Below are 25,251 nucleotides of genomic sequence, written 5' to 3'. Positions count from 1 at the left end.
ACATGAGTCAATTTCTCGACCGGATGAACTTCCTCTCCTCGAAAACCGCCGGAACCTTTTCCGAGGGCCACGGGGTGACCACGAACGAAGGACGGGAGTGGGAGGAGAGCTACCGCAAGCGCTGGCAGCACGACAAGATCGTGCGTTCCACGCACGGGGCGAACTGTACCGGCTCCTGCTCCTGGAAGATCTATGTGAAGGGCGGGATCGTCACCTGGGAAACCCAGCAGACGGACTACCCGCGGACCCGCCCGGATCTTCCCAACCATGAACCCCGGGGCTGCTCGCGCGGTGCCAGCTACAGCTGGTACATGTATTCGGCGAACCGGGTGAAGCATCCGCTGATCCGCTCAAGGCTGCTGAAGCTCTGGCGGGCGGAGCGGGCCACGAAAACGCCGGTCGCCGCCTGGGCGGCGATCCAGGAGGACGAGGCAAAGCGGCGCGACTATACCAAGATGCGGGGCCATGGCGGCTTCGTGCGCGCCAAGTGGGCGGAGGTGAACGAGATCATCGCCGCCGCCAACGCCTACACGGCGAAGAAGTGGGGACCCGATCGCGTGATCGGGTTCTCCCCGATCCCCGCGATGTCGATGGTCTCCTACGCGGCCGGCTCGCGCTACCTGTCGCTCCTCGGCGGCGTCTGCATGTCGTTCTACGACTGGTACTGCGACCTGCCGCCGGCCTCGCCGATGACCTGGGGCGAGCAGACCGACGTTCCGGAATCCGCCGACTGGTACAATTCCGGCTATCTGATGCTCTGGGGCTCGAACGTGCCGCAGACGCGGACGCCGGACGCGCACTTCTATACCGAGGTGCGCTACAAGGGCACCAAGTCGGTCGTGGTCTCGCCGGATTATTCCGAGGCGGCCAAATTCTCCGACCGCTGGCTGCATCCGAAGCAGGGCACCGACGCGGCGCTTGCGATGGCGATGGGCCACGTCATCCTGCGCGAGTTCCATCTCGACCGGCAGGCGGAGTATTTCGAGAAATACTGCCGGCAGTACACCGACATGCCGCTCCTGGTCCGTCTGGTCGAGAAGAACGGCCATTACGTGCCCGACCGGCTGCTGCGCGCGTCCGATTTCAAGGACGGGCTCGGCGAGAAGAACAATCCGGACTGGAAGACCGTCTCGGTCGACGCCAAGAACGGAAAGATCGTCGTGCCGCACGGCTCGATCGGCTTCCGCTGGGGCGAACAGGGCAAGTGGAACCTCGAGGAGAAGGATTCCTCGGGTAGCGAGACCGACCTGAAAATGAGCCTGGTGCTCGACCAGGATCACGACGAGGTAGTCGAGGTCGCGTTCCCCTATTTCGGCAACCGCGAGCACGATCACTTCGAAGGTACCGATCACGCCAGCGTCCTGCCACGCGCGGTGCCGGCCAAGAAAGCCGAGCTCGCTGACGGCGAGGCGCTCGTCGCGACGGTGTTCGACCTGTTCGCCGCGAACTACGGTCTCGACCGCGGTCTCGGCGGGGCGAATGTCGCCAGGAGCTTCGACGAGAACGAACCCTACACCCCGGCCTGGGCGGAAAAGATCACCGGCGTGCCGCGCGACCATATCATCGAGGTGGCCCGTGAATTCGCCAGCAATGCGGAAAAGACCAACGGCCGGTCCATGGTCATTCTCGGCGCCGGTCTGAACCACTGGTACCACATGGACATGAACTACCGGGGGATCATCAATCTCCTGGTCATGTGCGGCTGCATCGGTCAGTCCGGCGGCGGCTGGAGCCACTATGTCGGACAGGAGAAGCTGCGCCCGCAGACCGGCTGGCTGCCGCTCGCCTTCGGCCTCGACTGGAACCGTCCGCCGCGGCACATGAACTCGACCTCCTTCTTCTACGCGCACACCGACCAGTGGCGCTACGAGACCCTGAAGGTCGACGAGATCCTGTCGCCGACGGCACCGGAAGGGCCGTGGGACGCCACGCTGATCGACTACAATATCCGGGCCGAGCGGATGGGCTGGCTGCCCTCCGCGCCGCAGCTTAAGACCAACCCGCTCGCCGTCGCGAAGGCGGCTGCGGAAAGCGGCAAGGAAGCGCCGCAATATATCGCCGAACAGCTCAAGTCCGGCGGGCTCGAGATGTCCTGCGAGGACCCGGACGATCCGGCCAACTGGCCGCGCAACATGTTCGTCTGGCGTTCCAACCTTCTGGGTTCCTCCGGCAAGGGGCACGAGTATTTCCTGAAGCACCTGCTCGGCACCTCGCACGGGGTGATGGGCAAGGACCTCGGCGAGGAAGGCCGCCAGCGCGCCAGGGAAGCCGTCTGGCACGACGACGCGCCGGAAGGAAAGCTCGACCTGCTGGTCACGCTCGACTTCCGCATGTCCACCACCTGCGTCTACTCGGACATCGTTCTCCCGACCGCGACCTGGTACGAGAAGAACGACCTGAACACCTCGGACATGCACCCCTTCATCCACCCGCTGACCGGTGCCGCGGACCCTGCCTGGGACGCGAAGTCGGACTGGGAGATCTTCAAGGGGATCGCCAGGACCTTCTCCGAGGTCGCACCGGAAGTACTCGGCGTCGAGAAGGACATCGTCATGGTGCCGATCCTGCACGACACTGCGGGCGAGCTTGCCCAGCCGCTGGACGTGAAGGATTGGAAGGCCGGCGAGACCGAACCGATGCCGGGCAAGACCATGCCGAACGTGGCCGTGGTCGAGCGGGACTATCCCAACCTCTACAAACGCTTCACCGCGCTTGGCCCGCTGATGGACAAGCTCGGCAACGGCGGCAAGGGGATGTCCTGGAACACCCAGCACGAGGTCGAACTGCTGAAGCGGCTCAACGGCGAGGTCACCGAGGAAGGTCCGACAAAAGGCCGGCCGAAGATCGAGTCGGACATCGACGCGACCGAGGTCATCCTGACCCTCGCACCGGAAACGAACGGCGAGGTCGCGGTCAAGGCCTGGGAGTCCCTCTCCAAGGTAACGGGACGCGAGCACGCCCATCTGGCCCTGCCGAAGGAGGACGAGAAGATCCGCTTCCGAGACGTGGTCGCACAGCCGCGCAAGATCATCTCCTCGCCGATCTGGTCGGGCCTCGAGTCCGAAAAGGTCTGCTACAACGCGGGCTACACCAACGTCCACGAGCTGATCCCCTGGCGCACCCTCTCCGGCCGCCAGCAGCTCTACCAGGATCACCTCTGGATGCGGGCCTTCGGCGAAGCGTTCTGCGTCTATCGCCCTCCGATCGACACCAAGTCGGTGAACCCGATGATCGAGAGCAGGACCGACGGCAAGCCGCACGTGGTGCTGAACTTCATCACCCCGCACCAGAAGTGGGGCATCCACTCCACCTACAGCGACAACCTGATGATGCTGACGCTGAACCGGGGCGGTCCGGTGGTCTGGATTTCCGAGGAGGACGCCGCGGCCGGCGGTATCGCCGACAACGACTGGGTCGAGGTCTACAACCTCAACGGGGCGATCGTGGCCCGGGCCGTCGTCTCCCAGCGCATGAAGGTCGGAACGATCTACATGTACCACGCGCAGGAGAAGATCGTGAACACGCCGGGCTCGCAGCTTACGGGCCAGCGCGGCGGGATTCACAACTCGGTCACGCGGGCGATCACCAAGCCGACCCACATGATCGGCGGCTACGCCCAGCAATCCTACGGTTTCAACTACTACGGCACGGTCGGCGCCAACCGCGACGAGTTCGTCATCGTCCACAAGCTGGACAAGGTGGACTGGATGGAAGGTCCGTATGTCGAAGGTCAGTCGGCACATCCCAAGGAGGCCGCAGAATGAAGATCCGCGCACAGATCGGCATGGTGCTGAACCTGGATAAATGCATCGGGTGTCACACCTGCTCCGTCACCTGCAAGAACGTCTGGACGAACCGCGAGGGCGTCGAATACGCCTGGTTCAACAACGTCGAGACCAAGCCGGGTGTCGGATATCCCAAGGAATGGGAGAACCAGAAGAAATGGAACGGCGGCTGGGTCCGCAAGGCCAATGGCCGGATCCAGCCGAAGATGGGCCCGAAATGGCGCATCCTCGCCAAGCTCTTCGCCAACCCGGACCTGCCGGAGATCGACGACTATTACGAGCCGTTCGACTTCGACTACGACCATCTGCAGACGGCGCGCGAAAGCCAGACCATGCCGACCGCCCGTCCCCGCTCGCAGATCACCGGAGAGCGGATGGAGAAGATCGAATGGGGCCCGAACTGGGAGGAGATTCTCGGTGGCGAGTTCTCCAAGCGCTCGAAGGACTACAATTTCGAGGGCGTCGAGAAGGAGATCTACGGCCAGTTCGAGAACACCTTCATGATGTACCTGCCGCGGCTCTGCGAGCATTGCCTCAACCCGACCTGCGTCGCGGCCTGCCCCTCGGGCGCCATCTACAAGCGCGAGGATGACGGCATCGTCCTGATCGACCAGGAGAAGTGCCGCGGCTGGCGGATGTGCGTCTCCGGCTGTCCCTACAAGAAAATCTATTACAACTGGTCTTCGGGCAAATCGGAGAAGTGCATCTTCTGCTATCCGCGCATCGAGGCCGGGCAGCCGACGGTCTGTTCCGAAACCTGCGTCGGGCGGATCCGTTATCTCGGCGTCGTGCTCTACGACGCGGACCGGATCTCGGAAGCCGCTTCGACCGGCAACGAGCAGGACCTCTACGCCGAGCAACTCAAGGTCTTCCTCGATCCGCACGATCCGAAGGTGATCGAGCAGGCGCGCAAGGACGGGGTGCCGGAAGCCTGGCTCGAGTCCGCGAAGAAATCGCCGGTCTACAAGATGGCGATGGAATGGAAGGTCGCCTTCCCGCTGCATCCGGAATACCGGACTCTGCCGATGGTCTGGTACATCCCGCCGCTTTCCCCGGTCCAGTCCGCCGCTGAAGCCGGCAAACTCGGAACCGAAGGCGACATGCCCGACGTCCGCTCCCTCCGCATCCCGGTGCGCTATCTCGCCAACCTGCTGACGGCGGGCAAGGAGGAGCCGGTGATCTCCGCCCTCGAACGCATGCTGGCCATGCGCTCCTACATGCGGGCCAAAACCGTCGACGGGGTCGAGAACGAGGCGATCGCGAAGCGGGTCGGCCTCACCAAGGCGATGATCGAGGACATGTATCACATCATGGCCATCGCCAATTACGAGGACCGCTTCGTTATTCCGACCAGCCATCGCGAGGTCTCGGAAGACGCCTACGACGTGCGGGGCGGCTGCGGCTTCTCGTTCGGCAACGGCTGCTCCGGCGGGGCGTCGGACCTCGATCTGTTCGGTGCCAAACGGAAGAAGCGGGTGGAAACGCCGACGGACGTATTCTGAGGAGAATGAGATGTACAAATCCCTGAAAGCGATTTCCGCACTGCTTTCCTACCCGAGCGCGGAGCTCCAGGCGGCGGTTCCGGAACTGAAGAAGGCCATCGCCACCGACCCGCTGCTCGACAGCAAGGCGTGTGCCGCCGTCGCAGCGGTTGCGGACGATATTGCCCGGCGAGACCTTTACGACGCGCAGGAACGCTATGTCCTGCTGTTCGACCGGACGCGCTCGCTCTCCCTGCATCTCTTCGAGCATGTCCATGGCGAGAGCCGGGACCGCGGCCAGGCCATGGTCGACCTGAAGTCGATGTACGAGGCGAAGGGTTGGGACATCTCGGCGCGCGAGCTGCCGGATTACCTGCCGCTCTTCCTCGAGTTCCTCGCCCTCTCGAACCGGGAGGAGGTGCGGGAGCTGCTGGGGCAGACGCTGCACATCCTGACCGCGCTGAGAGAGCGGCTGGTGAAACGGGACTCGATCTATGCCGGCCTCTTCACGGTGCTGGAAACGATCGCCGGCGGCAAACCCGACCGGGATCTTCTGAAGCAGCTCCTGAGCGTGCCCGAAGACGATCCGGAGGATCTCGAGGCGCTCGACAAGATCTGGGAAGAGGAAGCTGTGACATTCGGCGGCAATGCCGGCGAGGGGGCCTGCGGGCCGGACCGCCTGCAGCGTCAAATCAGGGCGGCGGACCGCCGGCCCGTCGATCCCGCGGCATCCGCGGGCCAGCTGGGAGGCTAGGGCAATGAGCGAGTACATCAACACACTGCTGTTCGGCATCTATCCTTACATCGCCCTCGCGGTGCTCGCCCTCGGCAGCATCATCCGCTACGACCGAGAGCCCTATACTTGGCGCTCCGGGTCGAGCCAGCTGCTGCGGCGGCGTCAGCTCATGGTCGGCTCCGTGCTGTTCCATGTCGGCGTGCTGGTGATCTTCTTCGGTCATCTGGGCGGGCTGCTGACACCGATCTGGATCTTCGACGCCCTCGGGATCAGCCACGGCGCGAAACAGCTTCTCGCGGTCGTCGCCGGCGGCATCGCCGGAATCATGGCGATCGTCGGCGCGACGCTCCTCGTGCATCGCCGCCTGTTCGATGCCCGGGTGCGCGCGGCTTCCAGCACCAGCGACACGCTGATCATCGTCCTGCTCTGGCTGCAGCTCGCCCTCGGCCTCGCCACCATTCCGGTTTCGCTCGGCCATCTCGACGGGCACGAAATGGTCCGCTTCATGTCCTGGGCCCAGGGGATCTTCACCTTCGACCCGGCAGCATCGAGCTACATCGCGGGCACGCACCCGATCTTCCAGCTCCATCTCTTCCTCGGGCTGACGATCCTGCTGCTGTTTCCCTTCACCAGGCTGGTCCACATGCTGAGCGTGCCGGTGCGCTATCTCTGGCGTCCGGGCTACCAGGTTGTGCGCAGCAAGGGCGCAGGCCGGGCCCATCCGGCGGAGTGACGGCGATGTCAGCCTGTACATGTTCACCGACCGAAAGCAGCGCCGCCTCCGCGGCGCTGCCCGGTGCCATCACAATCGGCGGCACGGTCATTTCCGCCGACGAGATCATGCGCGAAGCGCAGAACCATCCGGCGGAAGAGCTTGCGGACGCCGCCTGGGACGCCGCACGGGCCCTCACTGTTCGCGAACTGCTGCTGCAGGAAGCGGACAGGCAGGAACCCGACGGAAGTTCCGAAGGTTCAACCGACGAGCGGATCCGGGCGCTGATCGAGCGGGAGGTCGAGGCCCCGCTTGCCGGCGAGGCCGAATGCCGGCGCTTCTACGAAACGAACGCCCACCGGTTCCGCTCGGAAGCGATCTATCTGGCGAAACATATCCTGCTGCCGGTCGAAGGCGAGGGCGACGAAGCACGGGTTCGCGCCGTGGCGGACGGCATCATCGCGCATCTGACCGAGCGTCCCGGCGACTTCGCGGCGATGGCGACCGAATATTCCGCCTGCCCGTCCTCGGGTCAGGGCGGCTCGCTCGGCCAGATCACGCGCAGCTCGGTGGTGCCGGAGTTCGAGGAACCCTTGCGGACGGCCGAGGAAAACGCGCTGCTGCCGGAGCCCGTGCGGAGCCGGTACGGCTATCATGTGATCTATCTGGAGAAACGCATCCCCGGCGCGCAGCTTCCATTCGAGGCGGTGCGCGAGCGTATCGCCGCCTGGCTTGAAGCCTCGAGCTGGTCGCGGGCCGTCTCCCAGTATATCGGCATCCTCGCGGGCCGCACCGAGATCGACGGTATCGATCTCGACGGCACGGACTCGCCTCTGGTGCAGTAGGAGGCGCTGTCATGCTCAAAGACCTGCTGCACCACAACGTCCGCTGGGCCACGGAGAAGCGCGAGGAGGATCCGAACTACTTCCGCCGCCTCTCCGCGCTGCAGCGCCCGGAATATCTCTGGATCGGCTGTTCCGACAGCCGCGTCCCGGCCAATGTGATCACCGGGCTCGAGCCGGGTGAGGTCTTCGTGCACCGGAACATCGCCAATCTCGTCCATCGCGGCGATATGAACCTGCTCTCGGTCGTGGAATTCGCGGTCGAGACCCTGGAGGTCAGACACATCATCGTCTGCGGCCATTACGGCTGCGGCGGCGTGCGCTCCGCGCTGGACGGCCATCGTCACGGCATCGTCGATCACTGGCTGCAGCCGATCCGCGACGTCGCCGAAGCGAACGAGCAGGAGCTCACCATCATCGAAGGCAAGGAGCCGCGCCTCGACCGGATCTCGGAGTTAAGCGTTGTCGCCCAGGTGAGCAGTCTCGCGCGCACGCCGATCATCCAGTCCGCATGGGCCCGCGGCAAGGATGTCGCCATTCACGGCTGGATCTACGGTCTGAGCGACGGATTGATCCGGGATCTGGAATGCGGCGCGACAGGACAAGAAACGAGTGGCCGGGCGGGAGGATGTGCTCATGCCTAGAGATATCGTTGAAGACAATTGTGGATGTGACCGGTTTCTCAGCGACTGTCCGCAGATGATGAGTGTCGCGGCTGCCGAGAAGCTCGCTCAATCCCTTGCCGACCGGATCAGGGAGACGGAGCTGGTGTCCCTGGATCAAGCCGTCGGCCGAACGCTGGCGCGCGATCTGTCGGCGCCGCGCGGCATGCCGTTCTTCGACGGCTCGGCGATGGATGGCTATGCGGTGCGTCTTTGCGAACTCGACGGTGAGGCCCCCTGGCGACTTCGGGTCACGGCGGAGATACCGGCCGGCACGACGATGACTGGCGCCGCCGAGTCCGGTGCCATGCGTATCTTCACGGGTGCGGCGCTTCCGGACGGCTACGATGCCGTCGTGATGCAGGAAGACTGCGTCCGGACAGGCGATTTCATAAGTATCGAAAGACGACCCGCGCCCGGCGAAAATGTCCGCCGCGCGGGCAGTGATCTTGCCCGCGGTACGGTGCTCGTGCAGGCCGGAACCCGGATCGCGCCCAGGCATGTCGGCCTGCTGGCGGCCAACGGGTATTCCGCGGTCAATGTCATCAGGCGCCCGCGCATCGCACTCCTGTCGACAGGTGACGAACTCGCCGAGGCCGGCCGGAAACTGTCGAAGGGCCAGGTCTACGACGCGAACAGACCGATGCTTCTGGCGATGCTCAAGGAGGCGGGAGCGGAGGTAGAGGATGGCGGCACCCTGCCGGACACTCCTGAACGGACAGCCGCACGCTTCACCGAGCTCGCGGGACGGTTCGACGCGGTGATCTCGACCGGTGCCGTGTCGGTCGGGGACCATGACCATGTGAAGGCGGCCTTCCGGCATGCCGGGGGATCGATCCTGCAATGGCGCGTGGCGATGAAACCCGGCAAACCGGTCGTCTTCGGGCGCCTCGGCGCCATGGCCTTCGTCGGCCTGCCGGGCAACCCCTACGCGGCCTATGTGGGAGCCGGGCTTTTTGTCCTTCCCCTTGTCCGCAGCCTGACGGGAGCGCCGCCGAAGCCCTTTGCGCCCCTGCAGGCGGTCGCCGGCTTCGAAATACGGAAGAAGCCCGGCCGCGCGGAGTTCCTCCCCGTCCGCATGGCCGGCAGCGACCCTTCCGGCCTTCCGGTCGTAGTGGCGCAGCGCCAGACCAGTTCCGCAACGCTGTTTCCGCTCTCCGAGGCCGACGGAATTGTGATCCTACCCGCCGAGACGGAGGCGACCAGAGCCGGTGACCTCCTTCAGCTCCGGCTGTTCTGCTGAACCGGTAAGGATGTCTCCGATGGCAACCGACACGGACCGCGCCGCGACTTTTCCCAGACTGGCATTCTTCAATCAGGGTTTCCGCCCCTTTTTCCTTGGGGCCGCGCTCTGGGCGGCCGCCTCCATGCTGGTCTGGATCGGGTTTCTGGCCGGCGGCTTTCCGCTCCCTGGTAATCTCGGAGCCGTGGACTGGCATGTCCATGGCCTGCTCTTCGGTTATACCGGCGCGGTGATCGGCGGCTTTCTGCTCACCGCAATCCCGAACTGGACCGGCCGCCTTCCGCTCTCCGGCTGGCGGCTCGCGGTCCTGTTCGCGACCTGGGTCGCCGGGCGGCTGGTCGTCTCTCTCCCCTGGGGACTCCCGCCGGTCGTGGTCGCCACGATCGACCTTTCCTTCCCCCTGCTCCTGATTGCCGCAGCGGCCCGAGAACTGATCGCCGGCAACAACCGGCGAAATCTCCGTGTCCTAATCCTGGTCGCCCTCTTTGGCGCATCGAACGCTTTGTTCCACTGGGAGATCTGGCTGAACGGCGCCGCGGACCTTTCGATCCGGCTTGGCCTTTCCTCCGTCCTATTGCTGATCCAGTTAGTCGGGGGCCGCGTGGTTCCGAGTTTCACGCGCAATTGGCTGGCCAAGCGCAACGCCATCCGCGTTCCGGCGCCGTTCGGCCACTTCGACATGGCCACCATCGCTGTCTCGGCCGGGGCCCTGCTGCTCTGGACAATCATTCCCGACGCGTTCTGGAGCGGCGCCATCCTCGTGATCGCGGGCCTCTTGAATTGCATCCGCATCGGAAGGTGGGCCGGGGGCAGGACGCTCGGGGACCCCCTGGTGGCGATCCTGCATCTCGCTTTCGCCTTTCTTCCGCTTGGGTTCCTCGCAATGGGCATGTCGACCATTGTGCCGGATTCCGTTCCGGCAAACGCGGCGGTCCACGCTTGGACGGCGGGTGCGATCGGGCTGATGACGATGGCCATCATGACACGGGCGTCGCTCGGTCATACAGGCCAGCCATTGAAGGCCGACAGGACGATCACGGCGATCTACCTGCTGTTGTTTACGAGCATCGTGTTCCGGATCCTGTCGCCCTATGCGGATGACGGAACGCTGCTTCTCCATGGTGCGGCGGCTTGCTGGATCGGTGGTTTTGTTCTCTTCATCGCAAGATTTTCGAGAGCATTCTTCCGCGCTTCCTGAAAACACTGAACAGTGCACCCGAGATTCAGGTAACACTCATGACTCGGCTCGCGCGCCCGAGCGGACCGCTTTGATCGCCTTATTTTTCAAATAGTTAACATAACGTCTGAATACTCGTTCAGATTCATTGCGCGATGCAGATACAGACAACGTGGTTGCTCAACTAAGCTCCATGCATGCGCGACAATCGAACAACCGACGTTCAGGCAGACAGCCGATCGCCGCCAATTGTTGCGCCAGCACGTAGGGCACCTCTATCCCGTCTGGCCTGATCGAAGACGGCACCTACTCCGATGAGAACAGGTCTTTCATATCCGACCTGACCGATACCCGCGGCAAGTTCGGCGAGAGTGCCGGTCCATCGGCGTTCTTCCGGCCGACTGATATCGCGAGCAATGGCGACGGACGTGTCGGGCGACATGCCGGCGTGGATGAGGTGAGCGGAAATACGCCCGGCTGTCCGACCTCCCATATAGAAGAGCGTGGTCGCAGCGGGGTCGGCGAGCCCTTTCCAGTCCAGCTCTTCGGGGAGCCCGCCGTTTCGCGAATGGCCGGTTACGAAGCGAACCGACTGCGCCTGCTCCCGGTGCGTCAGCGAAATACCGAAGGCGGACGCCATGGCCATGCCCGCCGAGATTCCAGGCACGACCGATACCGGTATCCTGGCCCGCTCCAGTTCCGCGATTTCCTCCCCGGCCCGGCCGAAGATCATCGGATCGCCGGATTTGAGCCGGACCACATGCTTTCCTTGTCCAGCGAGCTTTACCATCAGCGCGTTGATGTCCTCCTGGCGGCAGGAGGAGCGCCCTCCGCGCTTGCCGACGAGCATCCGCTTCGCTTCGCGGCGCGCCATTTCGAGCACCTCGTCGGAGACCAGATCGTCGAACAGGATGACGTCGGCCGACTGCAGGGCGCGGACGGCTTTCATGGTCACGAGTTCCGGATCGCCCGGTCCGGCACCGACGAGGGTTACCCGCCCATTGGTTCCGTTATCGGCCGGTCCGGCGATGGCGGCGCTTTCTTCCGCATCGCTCAGCGGGGGATGGCCGGTGAAGCACCGGTCGACAAAGCGATCCCACGCGGCGCGGCGTTGGGGACCGGGTGCGAAACGGGCCATGACCTCCGACCGGATGCGGATCGCGACCCGGCCCCAGGCGGCGAGGGTGCGCGGCAGGACGGTTTCGATCCGGCGGCGTACCGCCTGGCCGAGGATCGGCGCGGCTCCGGTCGTGGAAATGCCGACGACAACCGGAGAGCGGTTCACGATGGCGCCGAACTGGACCTGGCAGAAGGCCGGGCGGTCGATCACGTTCGTGATGGCGCCAGCCATCCTGCCGGCGGCGAAGAACTGCGCCGCCTCATCGTCGTTCTCGGCGTCACAGATCGCGAAGGCCATGCCCGCGAGGTCATCCTCCGTCCAGTCGCGCACAAGATGCATGATGCTGCCAGCCGGCAGATCGGTGGAGAGCAACTCCCGCATTTCCTCCGAGAGCTCCGCGGCAGCGACCAAGACACGCGCGCCCGCCGCAGCCAGAAGCTCGGCTTTCCATGCCGCCGCGTCGCTGCCGCCGGCGACGAGAACGGGCCGGTCCTCAAGATTGCAGAAGACGGGCAGGACCGAGAGCGGCTCGAGCCGTGCCGGTCGGCGTTCAGCCGGCTTTCTGACGATGCGCATGATCGATGATCCTCTGGATTTCACCGCGGCAGGAGCCGCAATTGGTGCCGGCGGAAAGACAGACCCCGACCTCTTCGACCGTCACCGCCGTGCCAGCGGAGACGGAGGCGGCGATCCGGTTGAGGCCGACGGTGAAACAAGAGCAGACGATCGCCCCCTCCTCGATTTCACCGGCCCCGGGGCGCCCTGCAAGGGCGACGAGGCGGTCCTGCGGCTTCGCAAACTCGGCCGTCAGCAGCCCGGCCGCCCAGTTGCGCGACGCCTGGACCGGTTCCGAAGCGACAAAAAGGACGCCGATGAGCTGGCCCCCGTCGAATGCGGCGAAACGATGCCGTCCGCTGCGCGCATCGAGAAAAGAAAGCAATGCCTGTTCCTTGCCGAGACCGAAGAGCGCGCGGGTGTAGGTCTGCCAGTCTTCCGGAGGACGCTCGCCCGCAAGCTCCAGGCGCCAGCCGCCCTCCGCGGCCGCGAGAGCCCAGTAGTCTTCCGTCACCTGCGGCCGGCTACGGAGCACGGCGAACCCGAACCAGGCGGTGGCAAGCGGCGCAACGGAGACATAGGCGCCCTTGGCCGCGGGCTGCCCGGAAACGGGATCCGTCTTCGGCGCGATCACGGCGCCGATCCGCCCCTTGCTCGAGACCTGTCCGGTCCAGTGCATCGGGGCGAAAAGCGTGCCGCGCGACACGGCTTTCGTAAGGAGGACGCGCAGGACCGAACTTCCGAATTCCGATGTCACCCGTGCCAGGCCCGCTTCGCGGAGTTCCAGCTCCTCTGCATCCTCAGGATGAATCTCAAGAAAGGGCTCGGCGATATGCTGCGAGAGCCTCGGGGACTTCCCGGTCCGGGTCATCGTGTGCCATTGATCCCTGACCCTGCCGGTATTCAGCCTGAGTGTGCCGGGCGCGGCGCTCGCCCGTTCGGGCGGGGTGATCGGCAGCAAGCGGGCGCGACCGTCCGGGGTCGGAAAACGTCCCTCGGAGAAGGGCCGCTCCTCTGCGTTGCGGGCAAGCGGCCACATAACCGGGGCAAGGTCTTCGTACTCCGCCGTGTCGATCCCGGTATGGGCCTCAAGCGTGAAGAGGCGGCTCCCGCCATTGCGGAAGGCCGAGAGCCGGGCATGCTCGCGATAGATTTCCGCAGGAGCTGTGTAGGAAAAGGCGTCGGCGAACCCCATACGGCGCGCGACCTCGTTCACGATCCACCAGTCCGGCCGTGTGTCTCCCGGAGCAGGCAGGAACGGACGCTGGCGGGAGATCCGGCGTTCCGAATTTGTGACGGTGCCGCCCTTCTCACCCCAGGCGGTGGCCGGAAGCAGGACATCGGCATGACGCGTCGTGTCGGTCTCGGCCATGACGTCGCTTACGACCAGGAACGGGCATTCGGCGAGCGCCCGGTCGACCAGGTCAGCGTTCGGCAGGCTGTCCGCCGGGTTTGTCGCCATCACCCAGAGCGCCTTGATCCGCCCCTTGGCGACCGCGTCGAACAGCTCGACGGCCTTGAGGCCGGGGCGTCTCGCGATGCGGTCGCTCCGCCAGAAGCTCCCGACGATGTCACGGGCCACCGGATCGCCGAAATCCATATGGGCGGCGAGCTGGGTGGCGAGACCGCCGACCTCGCGTCCGCCCATCGCGTTCGGCTGACCGGTCACCGAGAAGGGACCGGAGCCCCTGCGGCCGATGCGGCCGGTGGCGAGGTGACAATTGATGATGGCGTTCACCTTGTCGGTGCCCGCAACCGACTGGTTCACCCCCTGGCTGTAAACGGTAACCACCCGGTCGGTCATCGCGAAGGAGCGGTAGAAGGCCTCGATGTCGAGGCGCGGCAGGCCGGTCGCTTGCGCAACGGCGTCGAGCGTCCAGCCGGATGCCGCGTCCAGCGCTTCGTCGAAGCCGGTCGTGTGACGGTCGAGATAATCCCGGTCGATCGCCCCACGCTCGAAAAGGAAGCGCAGAAGGCCGTTGAACAACGCCGCATCGCCGTCAGCGTCGATGGCGAGATGCAGGTCGGCGGCTTCCGCAGTGACCGTGCGCCGCGGATCGATCGCGACGATTGTCATTCCGGGCCGCCGCTCGCGCGCTGCCATCACTCTCTGAAACAGGACCGGATGACACCAGGCGAGATTGGAGCCGACAAGGACCAGCAGATCTGCTTCCTCGAGATCCTCGTAGGTCCCGGGGACGACATCCTCGCCGAAGGCCCGCTTGTGTCCGGCCACCGAAGAGGCCATGCAAAGCCGCGAATTCGTGTCGATATTGCCGGAGCCGATGAAGCCCTTCATCAGCTTGTTGGCAACGTAGTAATCCTCGGTCAGGAGCTGTCCGGAGACGTAGAACGCGACGGAGTCCGGCCCGTGCTCGGCGATCGTCTGCGAGAAATGCCGGGCGACGAGGTCGAGCGCCGTGTCCCAGGAGGCCCGCTCGCCGCCGATCTCGGGATGAAGCAGGCGGCCCTCTAGATCGATGGTCTCGGCCAGCGCGCTGCCCTTTGAGCAGAGACGGCCAAAATTGGCCGGATGCTCGGGATCGCCCTCGATCCGGACACTTCCGTCAGCCATCGGGGTCGCCAGTACGCCACAACCCACACCGCAATAGGGGCAGGTTGTGCGCACCGTCCCGGCGCCGGCATTCTCCGCCATCGGAATTAACCGGCCGGTCCGGCGAGCGAGACGGACACCAGTCCGTTCTCGTCGGTCCGTGTCCTGTAGGTCCTGACGCAACCCTGGTCGGCGCCCATGGCGTTGCCGGTCTGCAGGTCGATGACCCAGTTGTGCAGCGGGCAGGTCACCGCGCCGTCATGCACGATGCCTTGGCTCAGCGGTCCGCCCTTGTGCGGGCACCGGTCTTCGATGGCGTAGACCTCGTCGGTCTGGGTCCGGAAGACGGCGATGGGACCGCGCGGCAGAATGACCTGGCGGGCACCCCGGCGCGGGATGTCGGAGAGCCGTCCGATGGTGAACCAGTGCTGCATCTCAATCGGCCTCATGTCGTTCATTCCGCGGCCTCCCGCATCGCGATCCGGTTCATCGGCGTGAACTCGTGGGCGTCCTTGCCGGCCACCCGTTCCGCCCAGGGGTCCTTTTGGGCGAAGCGCTGCGAATAGAGGAACTTCTCGAACAGCGCCGTCCGTTTTTCAGCATCCTCGACCACCTGCTCGCGGATCGCGGCGAGACCGACCCGGTCCATCCACTTGTAGATCCGTTCGAGGTAGCGGCCCTGTTCGCGATAGAGCTGGACCACGGCGGCGCAATATTCGAGCGCCTCCGCCTCGGTCGCGACCGTGCAGAGCACTTCCGTGCCCTTGATGTGCATGCCGGCTGCCCCGCCGACATGGAGCTCGTAACCGGAGTCGACGCAGACCACGCCGAAATCCTTGCAGGTCGCCTCGGCGCAGTTCCGGGGGCAGCCGGAGACTGCCATCTTCACCTTGTGCGGGGTCCAGGAGCCCCACATCATTTTCTCGATTTTCACGCCGAGTCCGGTGGAGTCCTGAGTGCCGAAGCGGCACCAGTCGGTGCCGACGCAGGTCTTCACCGTGCGCAGCCCCTTGGCGTAAGCATGGCCCGAGACCATCCCGGCGGCATTCAGGTCCGCCCAGACCGCGGGCAAGTCTTCCTTGGGCACGCCCAGAAGATCGATACGCTGGCCTCCCGTCACCTTCACCGTCGGGATGCCGAACTTGTCGACGACGTCGGCGATGGCGCGCAGTTCGGCCGAGGAAGTCATGCCGCCCCACATCCGGGGCACGACGGAATAGGTGCCGTCCTTCTGGATGTTGGCGTGGACGCGTTCGTTGATGAAACGGGACTGATAATCGTCCTGATATTCGCCGGGCCAGTCCGCGATCAGATAGAAGTTCAGCGCAGGCCGGCATTTCGCGCAGCCGCAGGACGTCTTCCACTCCAGCTCCTGCATCACCGCGGGGATCGATTTCAGTTCCTTGGCGACGATCAGGCGGCGCACGTCATCATGGCCGAGATCGGTACAGCCGCACATCGGCTGCACCGCATCGGGCGTGAAGCCGTCGCCAAGGGTCATCGCCATCAGTTGCTCGACAAGCCCGGTGCAGGAGCCGCAGGAGGCCGAAGCCTTGGTGCGGGCCCGGACACCGTCGAGCGACGTCAGACCGTGTTCGGTGATCGCACCGACGATCTTGGATTTGCACACGCCGTTGCAGCCGCAGATCTCCGCATCATCCGGCAAGGCTGCAACGGCCGCCGTAGGGTCCAGCGGGGTACCTCCGGCATAGTTCTGGCCGAAGATCAGCGTTTCGCGCATCTCGTCGATCGGGGTGCCGTCCTTCATCAGCTGGAAGAACCAGGCACCGTCTTTGGTATCTCCGTAGAGCACGATGCCGATCAGCCTGTCGTCGCGGATCACGAGGCGCTTGTAGATCCCGCCGACGGCATCGCGCAGCACGATCTCCTCGCGGTCCTTGCCTTCCGAGAAGTCGCCAGCCGAGAAAAGATCGATGCCGGTGACCTTGAGACGGGTCGAAGTCACGGACCCCTGGTACGCGGCCTCCTTGTCGAGCAGCCGCTCGGCGACGACCTTGGCCATCTCGTAGAGAGGCGCGACCAGGCCGTAGCAGTGGCCGCGATGCTCGACGCACTCGCCGACGGCGAGAATGTCAGGATCGGAGGTCTGCATCGCATCGTTCACGACGATGCCGCGATTGACCTCAAGCCCGGCTTGCCTCGCGAGGTCCGCGTTGGGACGGATCCCGACCGCCATCACCACGATATCCGCCGGGATCTCGGCCCCGTCGTCGAGGCGTACACCTTCGACCCTGGTGTCGCCGACAATCTCGTGTGTATTGGCGCCGGTCACCACCTTGATGCCGCGCGCCTCGATCGCCCTTTCCAGGAGATAGCCTGCAGCCGCGTCGAGCTGCCGCTCCATCAGGGTCGGCATCAGGTGCAGCACGGTGACGTCCATGCCGCGCTCCTTCAGTCCCGCCGCCGCCTCGAGGCCGAGCAGACCGCCGCCGATGACCACGGCCGAGGCGCCCTTGTCCGCAGCGGCCAGCATCGCCTCGACATCGTCGAGATCGCGATAGGTCAGCACGCCCTCGAGATCCTTGCCGGGCACCGGAATGATGAAGGGGGAGGAACCGGTCGCGACCAGCAGCTTGTCGTAGGGAACAACGGAGCCGTCGGCGCCGGCCACGGTTTTCGCTTCCCGGTCGATCCCGACGGCCTTGCAGCCCTTCTTGAGGGTGATGCCGTGATCCGCGTACCAGACGTCGTCATGGATCAGGATGTCCTCATAGGCTTTTTCGCCGGAGAGCACCGGGGAGAGCATGATGCGGTCGTAATTGACCCGCGGCTCGGCGTTGAAGATCGTGATCTCATAGGCATCGGGCGCCTGTTCCAGCAGCCGTTCCAGCGCCCGGCCAGGCGCCATGCCGTTGCCGATGACGACGAGTTTCCTGGCCATCAGGCGACTCCCTCGGTGACTGCGGAGGACGGCCCGTGGGCGGCCTCGATCATGGCGCCGGAGAGCAGGCCGTAGGCACTTGCCCAGGCTTCCTCCACGTCCGGCGTGAAGCCCTCGCCAAGGCCCTGTTCGAGGGTCCAGAGCAGGGCCGACCCGACAGGCGCGTAATATTCGGCCTTCACCCCGTAACCGACATGGCGTTCCGCCAGCTTGGCGGCGACCGGCACCACGGCTTCGAGGTTCCGGAGGCCGGCGACGACCATCCCGAGGGTCGCCATCAGCTTGGCGCCCTGTTCCTTCAGGTCGCTCTGGAAGAGCGGGCGGACCTCCGGCGCGATCTCGAAGAGGCGGCCGTAGAAAAGCTCCGCCGCCTGCTCCTTGATCGGGGCGACCTTGGCGAAACTCTCCTGGATCAAGGTGATCTGTTCGGATGTCAGGCTCATGATATCTCTCCTGTCGCGTTCGGCGGTTCAGGCCGCGTCGGCGTGTGCGCCACGCTCGTATTCTTCGAGGAAATTCAGGATCTCTTCCCGATAGCTGTAGTAGTTCGGATGCTCGAGCAGGGCCCGGCGGGTACGCGGGCGCGGGAGGTTCACCTCCATGATCGCGCCGATCCGGGCATTCGGGCCGTTGGTCATCATCACCACCTTGTCGGCAAGCAGGATCGCCTCGTCGACATCGTGGGTGACGCAGATCGAGGTCACCTGGGTGCGCCCCCAGACCTCCATCAGCACTTCCTGAAGGTCCCAGCGGGTCAGGCTGTCGAGCATGCCGAACGGCTCGTCGAGCAGCAGCAGCTTCGGCGAGAGGGCGAAGGCGCGGGCGATGCCGACACGCTGCTTCATGCCGTTCGAGAGATCCTTCGCCGGCCGGTCCATCGCATCGGCAAGGCCGACACGGGAGAGGTAGTATTCGACGATGTCGCTGCGGTCCCGCTCCGTCGCATGCGGATAGACCCGTTCGACGCCGAGCTCAACATTCTGCCGGGCGGTCAGCCAGGGCATCAGCGAAGGTGCCTGGAAGACCACGCCGCGGTCCGGGCCTGCGTCGCTGACCTCATGGCCGTCGAGGATGATACCGCCGTCGCTGATCCCGGTCAGACCGGCCATCATCGAGAGCACGGTGGACTTGCCGCAGCCGGAATGGCCGATCAGAGAGATGAACTCGCCCTGCTTCAGCTTGAGGTCGAACCCGTCAACGACAGTCAACGGTCCCTTCGGCGTCGGATAGACCTTCCGGACGCCGGAGAACTCGACATAGCCTTCCCCGATCGGGGAACGGGCGGCGTCCCGATAGACCTTCGGCGGCTTTTCCTTGCGGGTGATCGGCACGACGTCCGGAAGCACCTTGCTGTCGTCCGCCGCCGCGGCGTGCTCCGCCCCGATATCCATCAGATACTGGGTGATCTTGCCGCGAAGATGCTTGAAGGCCGGATCGTGGTTCATCGCCGCGCGTTCGCGCGGGCGCGGGAGATCGACTTTGAAGTCCGGGCCGAGCGTCGCGCCCGGGCCCATGGTCAGCGGGATGACCCGGTCGGCCAGCAGCAGGGCCTCGTCGACATCGTTGGTGATCAGGATCACGGTCTTCCTGTCCCGGCTCCAGATCTGCTCGATCTCGTCCTGCAACTTTGCGCGGGTGAGGGCATCGAGCGCGGAGAGCGGTTCGTCCAGCAGCAGCATTTCGGGGCTCATGGCCAGCGCGCGGGCGACGGCGACACGCTGGCGCATGCCGCCGGAAAGTTCCGCCGGACGCCGTTCGGCGGCGTGGGAGAGGCCGACCATCTCGATCGCGTTTTCCACCCGCTGTTTCCGCTGCGCCTTGCCCTCTTTCGAGAACACCTCGTCAACGGCAAGCGCGATGTTGCCGTGCACGGTCAGCCAGGGCATGAGCGAGTAGCTCTGGAACACCACGCCGCGGTCCGGTCCCGGCCCCTTAATCGGTTTGCCATTCAGCAGGATCTCTCCCGCATCCGGCTCGATCAGGCCGGCGATGCTGGAGATCAGCGTCGTCTTGCCGGAGCCCGAGAAACCGAGGATCGCGACGAACTCGCCTTCCTCCACCTCAAGGGAAACGTTCTCGAGCACCGAGGTCCGGTCGACGCCGAGACCGTAGGACTTGGACAGGTTCTTCAGTTCAAGGAATGCCATGGCGCGATCCTCCTCACCGGCTCTCGGAGAAGGAGAACATCGCCTGCAGCGCCATCATGACGCGGTCGAGCAGGAAGCCGATGATCCCGATGGTGAAGACGGCGACCATGATCTTGGCGAGCGACTGGGAGGAGCCGTTCTGGAACTCGTCCCAGACGAATTTCCCGAGACCCGGGTTCTGCGCCAGCATCTCCGCCGCGATCAGCACCATCCATCCAACGCCAAGGGAAAGCCTGAGCCCGGTGAAGATCAGCGGCAGGGCCGAGGGCAGCACCAGCTTCAGGACCTTCACCGACCAGGAGAGGTTCAGCACGCGGCCGACATTGATCAGGTCCTTCTCGATGCTGGCGACGCCGAGCGCGGTGTTGATCAGGGTCGGCCAGAGCGAGCAGAGGGTGACGGTGACGGCCGAGATTACGAAGCTCTTCGGAAAAAGCTCGCTGTTCGTGCTTGAGAGCGCCGAGACGATCATCGTGACGATCGGCAGCCAGGCAAGCGGGCTCACCGGCTTGAAGATCTGGATCAGCGGATTGAGCGCCGCGGTGGCCGAGCGGGAGAGGCCGCAGATGACGCCGATCGGCACCGCGAAGATGGTGGCGATGACGAAGCCGAGGGCGACCGTCTTCAGCGAGGTCAGGATCTGATCGAGATAGGTCGGCTTGCCGGTATAGGAGCGCTCTTTCACCTTGTCCGCCTTGCCGGCGGCGATCAGCTTCGCGTTCCGTTCGTCCTGGCGCTCGTAGAAGGCGGTTTCCTTGTTCCGCTCGCGCAAATGGTCGGCATAGAGGTTCTCGACCTGTTCCCAGACTCCCGCCGGGCCGGGCACGGTGCCGAGAGAGGTCTGCACCATCGGAGCCGTCGACGCCCAGAGCGCGAGGAAGAGGGCGATGCCGACCGCCGGAAGCCCGAGGCCGCGCCAGAGCTCTTTCAGCTGCCCGGCCGGGTTGTCGCCGATGGCCATCTTGAGGATCGGCGTGATCCAGCCGAGGGCGAGCAGGTTCAGGTAGCGGTCCGCGCGTGTGATCCGCGCATAGAGCCGGTCGCGCCGCGCGGCCCGGGCCGCGTCCGTCGCGTCGTTGGCGAAATCCATCGCATCCGTTGCGGTCATGGTCTCGATCCTCGATCAATCAGATGGAAAGAGGCGGGACCGGGCGTCAGGAGCACCGCCGGTCCCACCCGCGCTCAGCCGCCGGCGACCTTGTTGCCGGTCACGATTTCCTTGCCTTTGAGGCCGATCGGGAACTGTTCCAGATAGGCGTTGGGGGCACGGCCGTCGAAGATGTGACCGTCGATGAAGGCGGATTGCGGTGCGCGATATCCGTCGGTCTCCCAGGGGAAGTCGGCCTCTGCCACATGACCGTCCTCGACCAGCATCTTCGCGGCCTTCAGATAGATGTCCGGGCGGTAGACCTTGCGCGCGACCTCGTCGAACCAGGCGTCGCTCTTCGGCTCCGCGATCTGGCCCCAGCGGCGCATCTGCGTCAGGTACCAGACGGCGTCCGAATAGTAGGGATAGGTCGCGAAGTAGCGGTAGAAGACGTTGAAGTCGGGAACGTCGCGCTTGTCGCCCTTCTCGTATTCGAAGGTGCCGGTCATGGAGTTGGCGATCACCTCGGCATCGGCGCCGACATATTCGGAGCGGGCGAGGATCTTGACGGCTTCCATGCGGTTGGCGTTGTCGTTCTCGTCGAGCCACTTGGCGGCGCGGATCAGGGCCTTTGTGACGGCGAGCGCGGTGTTCGGGTATTTCTCCGCGAACCCGGCGGTGATGCCGAAGACTTTCTCCGGATTGTTCTTCCAGATCTCGTAGTCGGTGATCACCGGCACGCCGATGCCCTTGAAGACGGCCTGCTGGTTCCACGGCTCGCCCACGCAATAGCCGTGGATCGTGCCGGCCTCGAGCGTCGCCGGCATCTGCGGCGGCGGGGTCACGGAGAGCAGCGCGTCGGCCAGGATCTGCCCGCTGATGTTCTGCTTGCTGTAGTAGCCCGGATGAATGCCGCCGGAAGCGAGCCAGTAGCGCAACTCGTAATTGTGGGTCGAGACCGGGAAGACCATGCCCATGTTAAAGGGCTTGCCGTCGGCCTTGAACTTGTCGACCACCTTCTTCAGGTACTCGGCCTTGATCGGGTGGGCGATCTTGCCGTCCGCGTCCTTCGGCAGGTGCGGCTTCATCATTTCCCAGACCTCGTTGGAAACGGTAATGCCGTTTCCGTTCAGGTCCATCGAGAAAGGCGTGATGATATGGGCTTCGGTGCCGAAGCCGATGGTCGCGGCCAGCGGCTGGCCGGCCAGCATGTGCGCGCCGTCGAGCTCGCCGGTGATGACCCGGTCGAGCAGGACTTTCCAGTTGGCCTGGGGCTCGAGGGTGACGAACAGGCCCTCATCCTCGAAGTAACCCTTCTCGTAGGCGATCGCGAGGGGGGCCATGTCCGTCAGCTTGATGAAGCCGAACTTGAGCTCGTCCTTTTCGACATCCAGCATTGCGGCGCCGGCCGGTGCGGCGACCGCGACGGTGACAGCGACGGTCGCGGCGATTTTCACGGATACTCTCTTCAAACCAGCAAGAAACTGCATCTCATCTCTCCGACCTCGACCGGTCCGCTCCTGTCCGCTATCGGGAAAGTTAGGAGCGCCGGTCAGATGGTGACCGAGGGCATAAAAAAAGCCGCTGACCCGGGGACTCGCGGTATGCGGTCCTTTGGATCGAGCGGCTTTGCCCGGCTTTTGCCCCGCCTTCGGGGCCAAACCCAAGAGTGTTCCGTCTTTGGATGCACTCCTATCTCGCAATGCAGCATAAGTGCTTTTCGGAGCGGCGCAAGCGAAATCGTCTATTTTTTGTTCAAATAGGATATTTGCCTATAAAATAGGCGATTGCCTTTTGTTTATCTCTCAGCTCGCGATTTCGGGATCGAAGATTTTGCCGTCGCAGAACCGGTCCGGTCCGAGGAACAGGCGGCCTGTTGCCGATGCGGCCGGCGTGGTTTCCGCAAGCGAGCCTTCGAGCTTCGCATTGGCGCTGGGGACGGCCACGCCGAGCGGGCTGAGGGACTCGCGATAGAGGTTCGGCGCCATCGTATTGCGCACCAGACGCCGATGCTCGGCCGTGATCTCGACGAAGCCCCAGCGCTCCATCTGCTCGAGAAACCAGAGCGCCTGCGACAGCCAGGGGAAACTGGATCCTCCGTCCTGAAAGACCATGAACCTGCCGATCCGCTCCTGGAGCCCTTGCGGCGTGCGGGTGAGCGCGCCGGAAAGGGCGCGCTCGATCACTTCGGCGGACAAGCCCAGATAGGCGTCCTTGGCGAGCAGTTCGGAAAGGGTAACACGATTGCCAGGATCCTCCGCCCAGCTCGAAGCGCGGTAGAGCGCGCGCAGCAGCGCGTGCACGGCATCGGGATTCTCTTCCGCCCAGCGGCGGCGCATTCCGAAGACCTTCTCCGGCGCTCCGGCCCAGATCTCGGTCGCGGAAAGGAAGATCGAGGCCGTACCTTCGTCGACGGCAACCGAGCCCCAGGGTTCGCCCACCATCATTCCGTCGATCACGCCATTGGCGATGGCCTGCGGCATCAGCGGCGGCGGGATCACCTCGATGCGGACGTCCCTCGCGGGGTCTATGCCCTGCGACGCCAACCAGTAACGCAGCAGGAAATGATGCGTGGAGAAGAAGAACGGAACGCCGAAAGTCACCGGCCTGCCGAGGGCTCCGGCCCGGATTCGCTCCGCGATCCGGGCAGCCGGGGCATCGGCTGGCAGCCCCACGGCGGAAAGAAAGGTCGTAGTCGCGCAGACCACGTCGCCATTCAGGTTGAGCACGTAGGGAACCACCAGATCCGCCGGCGGCCCCGCCAGTCCGAGATTGGTCGCGAGCGCCATCGGTGCCAGAAGATGCGAGGCGTCATAGAGCCCGACCGCAAGCTTGTCGCGAATGTTCGACCAGGAGATTTCGCGGTGCAGCGAAACCTCTATCCCCTCCTCGCGGGCGAAGCCGATTTCCTTCAGCGCCACCAGCGGCGCCACGTCGACGAGCGGGATGAAACCGATGCGGATATCGGTCATTGCTGCAACAGCTCCGCCGCCGTGACGATACTCTCGGCGATCTCGGCGATACGACGGTTCTGGTTCATGGCCGTCTTGCGCAACAGCTTGTAGGCCTCTTCCTCCTCGACCCCCTTCATCTTCATCAGGATGCCCTTGGCCCGATCGATCAGCTTGCGTTCGGCAAGCGCCGCCTTGGCAGCGTCGAGTTCGGTCTGAAGCCGGCTGAAGGTATTGTAGCGGCTGATTGCGAGTTCCATGACCGGCTTGATTCGGGACTTGGCGAGCCCGTTCACGACATAGGCGCCGACACCGGCCTCGACCGCGGCGGCGATCGAGCTTTCGCCGCTGTCATCGACGAACATCGCGACCGGACGCTTCACCTGGCGCGAAATCTCGAACATCTGCTCCAGCATGTCCCGGCTCGGCGCCTCAAGATCGATAAGCACCGCGTCCGGGTCGATCTCGGCCAGTCTTTCGAGTAGCCGGTCGGTCTCGGCGACGATCACGACATCCGGAAATCCGGCCTCGCCGAGCGCCTCCTTGATCAGATCCGCCCGCTCGCTTCGCTGGTCTATGACGACGATTTTCATGGATGGACAAACACCGGAATGCTTAGGAACTACGATTGTGCAATGCAAAAAATATGCCTGAGGAGGCCGGCGGAGACCGGGGGAACGGCGAGGAACGGAATTCGGAGCGGGCAGGGTTTCGGCGGTCGGCGACCGGATTGGTTTACTCCGCTGAACAGGACCGAGCCGAACTTTCCAAGCTCGGGAGGGCTGCCTCTGGAGATCTAAGCCAAGACCGTCACCGGCAATCAGGTCAGAATTGTCCCAATAGGGGCTCAACCAACGGGCGTGAATGCTGCTTCCAGCATGCTTCCGGACGCAGAAAAGGCCTTAGCGCGTTAGCGTCTAAGGCCTTGATATTCTTGGTTGCGGGGGCAGGATTTGGCTGCGCGCTGTCGCGCCACGCCGTCCTTCGTTCGCTTTGCTCACTGCGGTTGAACCGGCATGGTCATTCACCCGCCACAGGCTCCCAAGACAAAAGGCCCCACAGAAGGGGGCCTTTTGTCTTGGTTGCGGGGGCAGGATTTGAACCTGCGACCTTCAGGTTATGAGCCTGACGAGCTACCGGGCTGCTCCACCCCGCGATATGGGTGCTGAGATTGCGAGAGGTTAAGATATTTCGATGATTGTTTTACTTGTCTTTTGATGACCTGGCGGCGCCCTACTCTCCCACGCCTTAAGACGCAGTACCATTGGCGCAGAGGGTTTTCACGGCCGAGTTCGGA

18 protein-coding genes and 1 tRNA gene are annotated in these 25,251 nt (G+C 64.5%); 8 read left to right on the top strand and 11 right to left on the bottom strand.

What is annotated here, in order from left to right; all coding sequences use genetic code 11:
• Positions 1-2: 2 nt before the first annotated feature.
• The 8 genes from IG122_RS18995 to IG122_RS18960 are packed head-to-tail and all read left to right on the top strand — an operon-like array spanning position 3 to position 10,659.
• Positions 3-3,764 carry a nitrate reductase subunit alpha gene (locus IG122_RS18995; protein ID WP_193187478.1) on the top strand — a complete coding sequence of 1,254 codons (3,762 nt, stop codon included), beginning with the start codon at positions 3-5 and terminating at the stop codon, positions 3,762-3,764.
• Positions 3,761-5,287, top strand: a complete 1,527-nt coding sequence (gene narH / locus IG122_RS18990) for a nitrate reductase subunit beta (RefSeq protein WP_193187476.1) — start codon at positions 3,761-3,763, stop codon at positions 5,285-5,287. Before IG122_RS18995 ends, narH begins: the two co-directional genes overlap by 4 nt.
• 10 nt (positions 5,288-5,297) lie before the next feature.
• Positions 5,298-6,020 carry a nitrate reductase molybdenum cofactor assembly chaperone gene (gene narJ, locus IG122_RS18985; RefSeq protein ID WP_193187474.1) on the top strand — a complete coding sequence of 241 codons (723 nt, stop codon included), beginning with the start codon at positions 5,298-5,300 and terminating at the stop codon, positions 6,018-6,020.
• Positions 6,021-6,024: 4 nt separating this feature from the next.
• Positions 6,025-6,735 carry a respiratory nitrate reductase subunit gamma gene (gene narI, locus IG122_RS18980; RefSeq protein WP_193187472.1) on the top strand — a complete coding sequence of 237 codons (711 nt, stop codon included), beginning with the start codon at positions 6,025-6,027 and terminating at the stop codon, positions 6,733-6,735.
• Positions 6,736-6,740: 5 nt separating this feature from the next.
• A complete protein-coding gene (locus IG122_RS18975; RefSeq protein WP_193187469.1) occupies positions 6,741-7,559 on the top strand; it encodes a peptidylprolyl isomerase in 819 nt (272 codons plus the stop codon).
• Positions 7,560-7,570: 11 nt separating this feature from the next.
• Positions 7,571-8,200: a carbonate dehydratase gene (gene can, locus IG122_RS18970; RefSeq protein WP_193187467.1), complete on the top strand. Its 630-nt coding sequence runs from the start codon at positions 7,571-7,573 to the stop codon at positions 8,198-8,200.
• Positions 8,193-9,461, top strand: coding sequence for a molybdopterin molybdotransferase MoeA (locus IG122_RS18965; RefSeq protein ID WP_193187465.1), 1,269 nt, complete (start codon positions 8,193-8,195; stop codon positions 9,459-9,461). Before can ends, IG122_RS18965 begins: the two co-directional genes overlap by 8 nt.
• Before the next feature lie 19 nt (positions 9,462-9,480).
• Complete coding sequence (locus IG122_RS18960) at positions 9,481-10,659, top strand: NnrS family protein (protein ID WP_193187463.1); 1,179 nt, start codon at positions 9,481-9,483, stop codon at positions 10,657-10,659.
• A gap of 202 nt (positions 10,660-10,861) precedes the next feature.
• On the opposite strand, the gene cysG is transcribed toward IG122_RS18960, so the two are convergent.
• From cysG to IG122_RS18905, 11 genes are all read right to left on the bottom strand, one after another.
• The gene (cysG, locus tag IG122_RS18955) at positions 10,862-12,334 is read right to left on the bottom strand and encodes a siroheme synthase CysG (RefSeq protein WP_193187460.1); all 1,473 of its coding nucleotides are present in this window, start codon (positions 12,332-12,334) and stop codon (positions 10,862-10,864) included.
• Complete coding sequence (locus IG122_RS18950) at positions 12,309-14,969, bottom strand: nitrate reductase (RefSeq protein WP_193187458.1); 2,661 nt, start codon at positions 14,967-14,969, stop codon at positions 12,309-12,311. Before IG122_RS18950 ends, cysG begins: the two co-directional genes overlap by 26 nt.
• Before the next feature lie 5 nt (positions 14,970-14,974).
• On the bottom strand, positions 14,975-15,325 hold the full coding sequence (nirD, locus tag IG122_RS18945; RefSeq protein ID WP_226893757.1) for a nitrite reductase small subunit NirD: 351 nt from the start codon (positions 15,323-15,325) through the stop codon (positions 14,975-14,977).
• Positions 15,322-17,769, bottom strand: coding sequence for a nitrite reductase large subunit NirB (gene nirB / locus IG122_RS18940; protein ID WP_193187456.1), 2,448 nt, complete (start codon positions 17,767-17,769; stop codon positions 15,322-15,324). Before nirB ends, nirD begins: the two co-directional genes overlap by 4 nt.
• Entirely contained in the window at positions 17,769-18,212 is a 444-nt protein-coding gene (locus IG122_RS18935) for a globin family protein (RefSeq protein WP_226893756.1), read from the bottom strand. Before IG122_RS18935 ends, nirB begins: the two co-directional genes overlap by 1 nt.
• A 27-nt stretch (positions 18,213-18,239) precedes the next feature.
• On the bottom strand, positions 18,240-19,916 hold the full coding sequence (locus IG122_RS18930) for an ABC transporter ATP-binding protein (protein ID WP_193187452.1): 1,677 nt from the start codon (positions 19,914-19,916) through the stop codon (positions 18,240-18,242).
• Between the two features lie 13 nt (positions 19,917-19,929).
• Positions 19,930-21,024, bottom strand: a complete 1,095-nt coding sequence (locus tag IG122_RS18925) for an ABC transporter permease (RefSeq protein WP_226893755.1) — start codon at positions 21,022-21,024, stop codon at positions 19,930-19,932.
• Positions 21,025-21,098: 74 nt separating this feature from the next.
• A complete protein-coding gene (locus tag IG122_RS18920; protein WP_319024933.1) occupies positions 21,099-22,460 on the bottom strand; it encodes a CmpA/NrtA family ABC transporter substrate-binding protein in 1,362 nt (453 codons plus the stop codon).
• 348 nt (positions 22,461-22,808) lie between these two features.
• Positions 22,809-23,975 (bottom strand): CmpA/NrtA family ABC transporter substrate-binding protein, encoded by a 1,167-nt coding sequence (locus IG122_RS18915; protein ID WP_193187448.1) that lies wholly within the window; start codon positions 23,973-23,975, stop codon positions 22,809-22,811.
• Positions 23,972-24,547: an ANTAR domain-containing response regulator gene (locus tag IG122_RS18910; protein WP_193187445.1), complete on the bottom strand. Its 576-nt coding sequence runs from the start codon at positions 24,545-24,547 to the stop codon at positions 23,972-23,974. The genes IG122_RS18915 and IG122_RS18910 overlap by 4 nt, the downstream gene beginning before the upstream one ends.
• A 486-nt stretch (positions 24,548-25,033) precedes the next feature.
• A tRNA-Met gene (locus IG122_RS18905) sits at positions 25,034-25,110 on the bottom strand.
• Positions 25,111-25,251: the final 141 nt, after the last annotated feature.

Origin of the sequence: Nisaea sediminum (genome assembly GCF_014904705.1) — a bacterium.
Lineage (GTDB): Bacteria > Pseudomonadota > Alphaproteobacteria > Thalassobaculales > Thalassobaculaceae > Nisaea > Nisaea sediminum.
The sequence above is the reverse complement of the archived record's forward strand: the minus strand, read 5'-3'. Positions and strand labels throughout refer to the sequence as shown.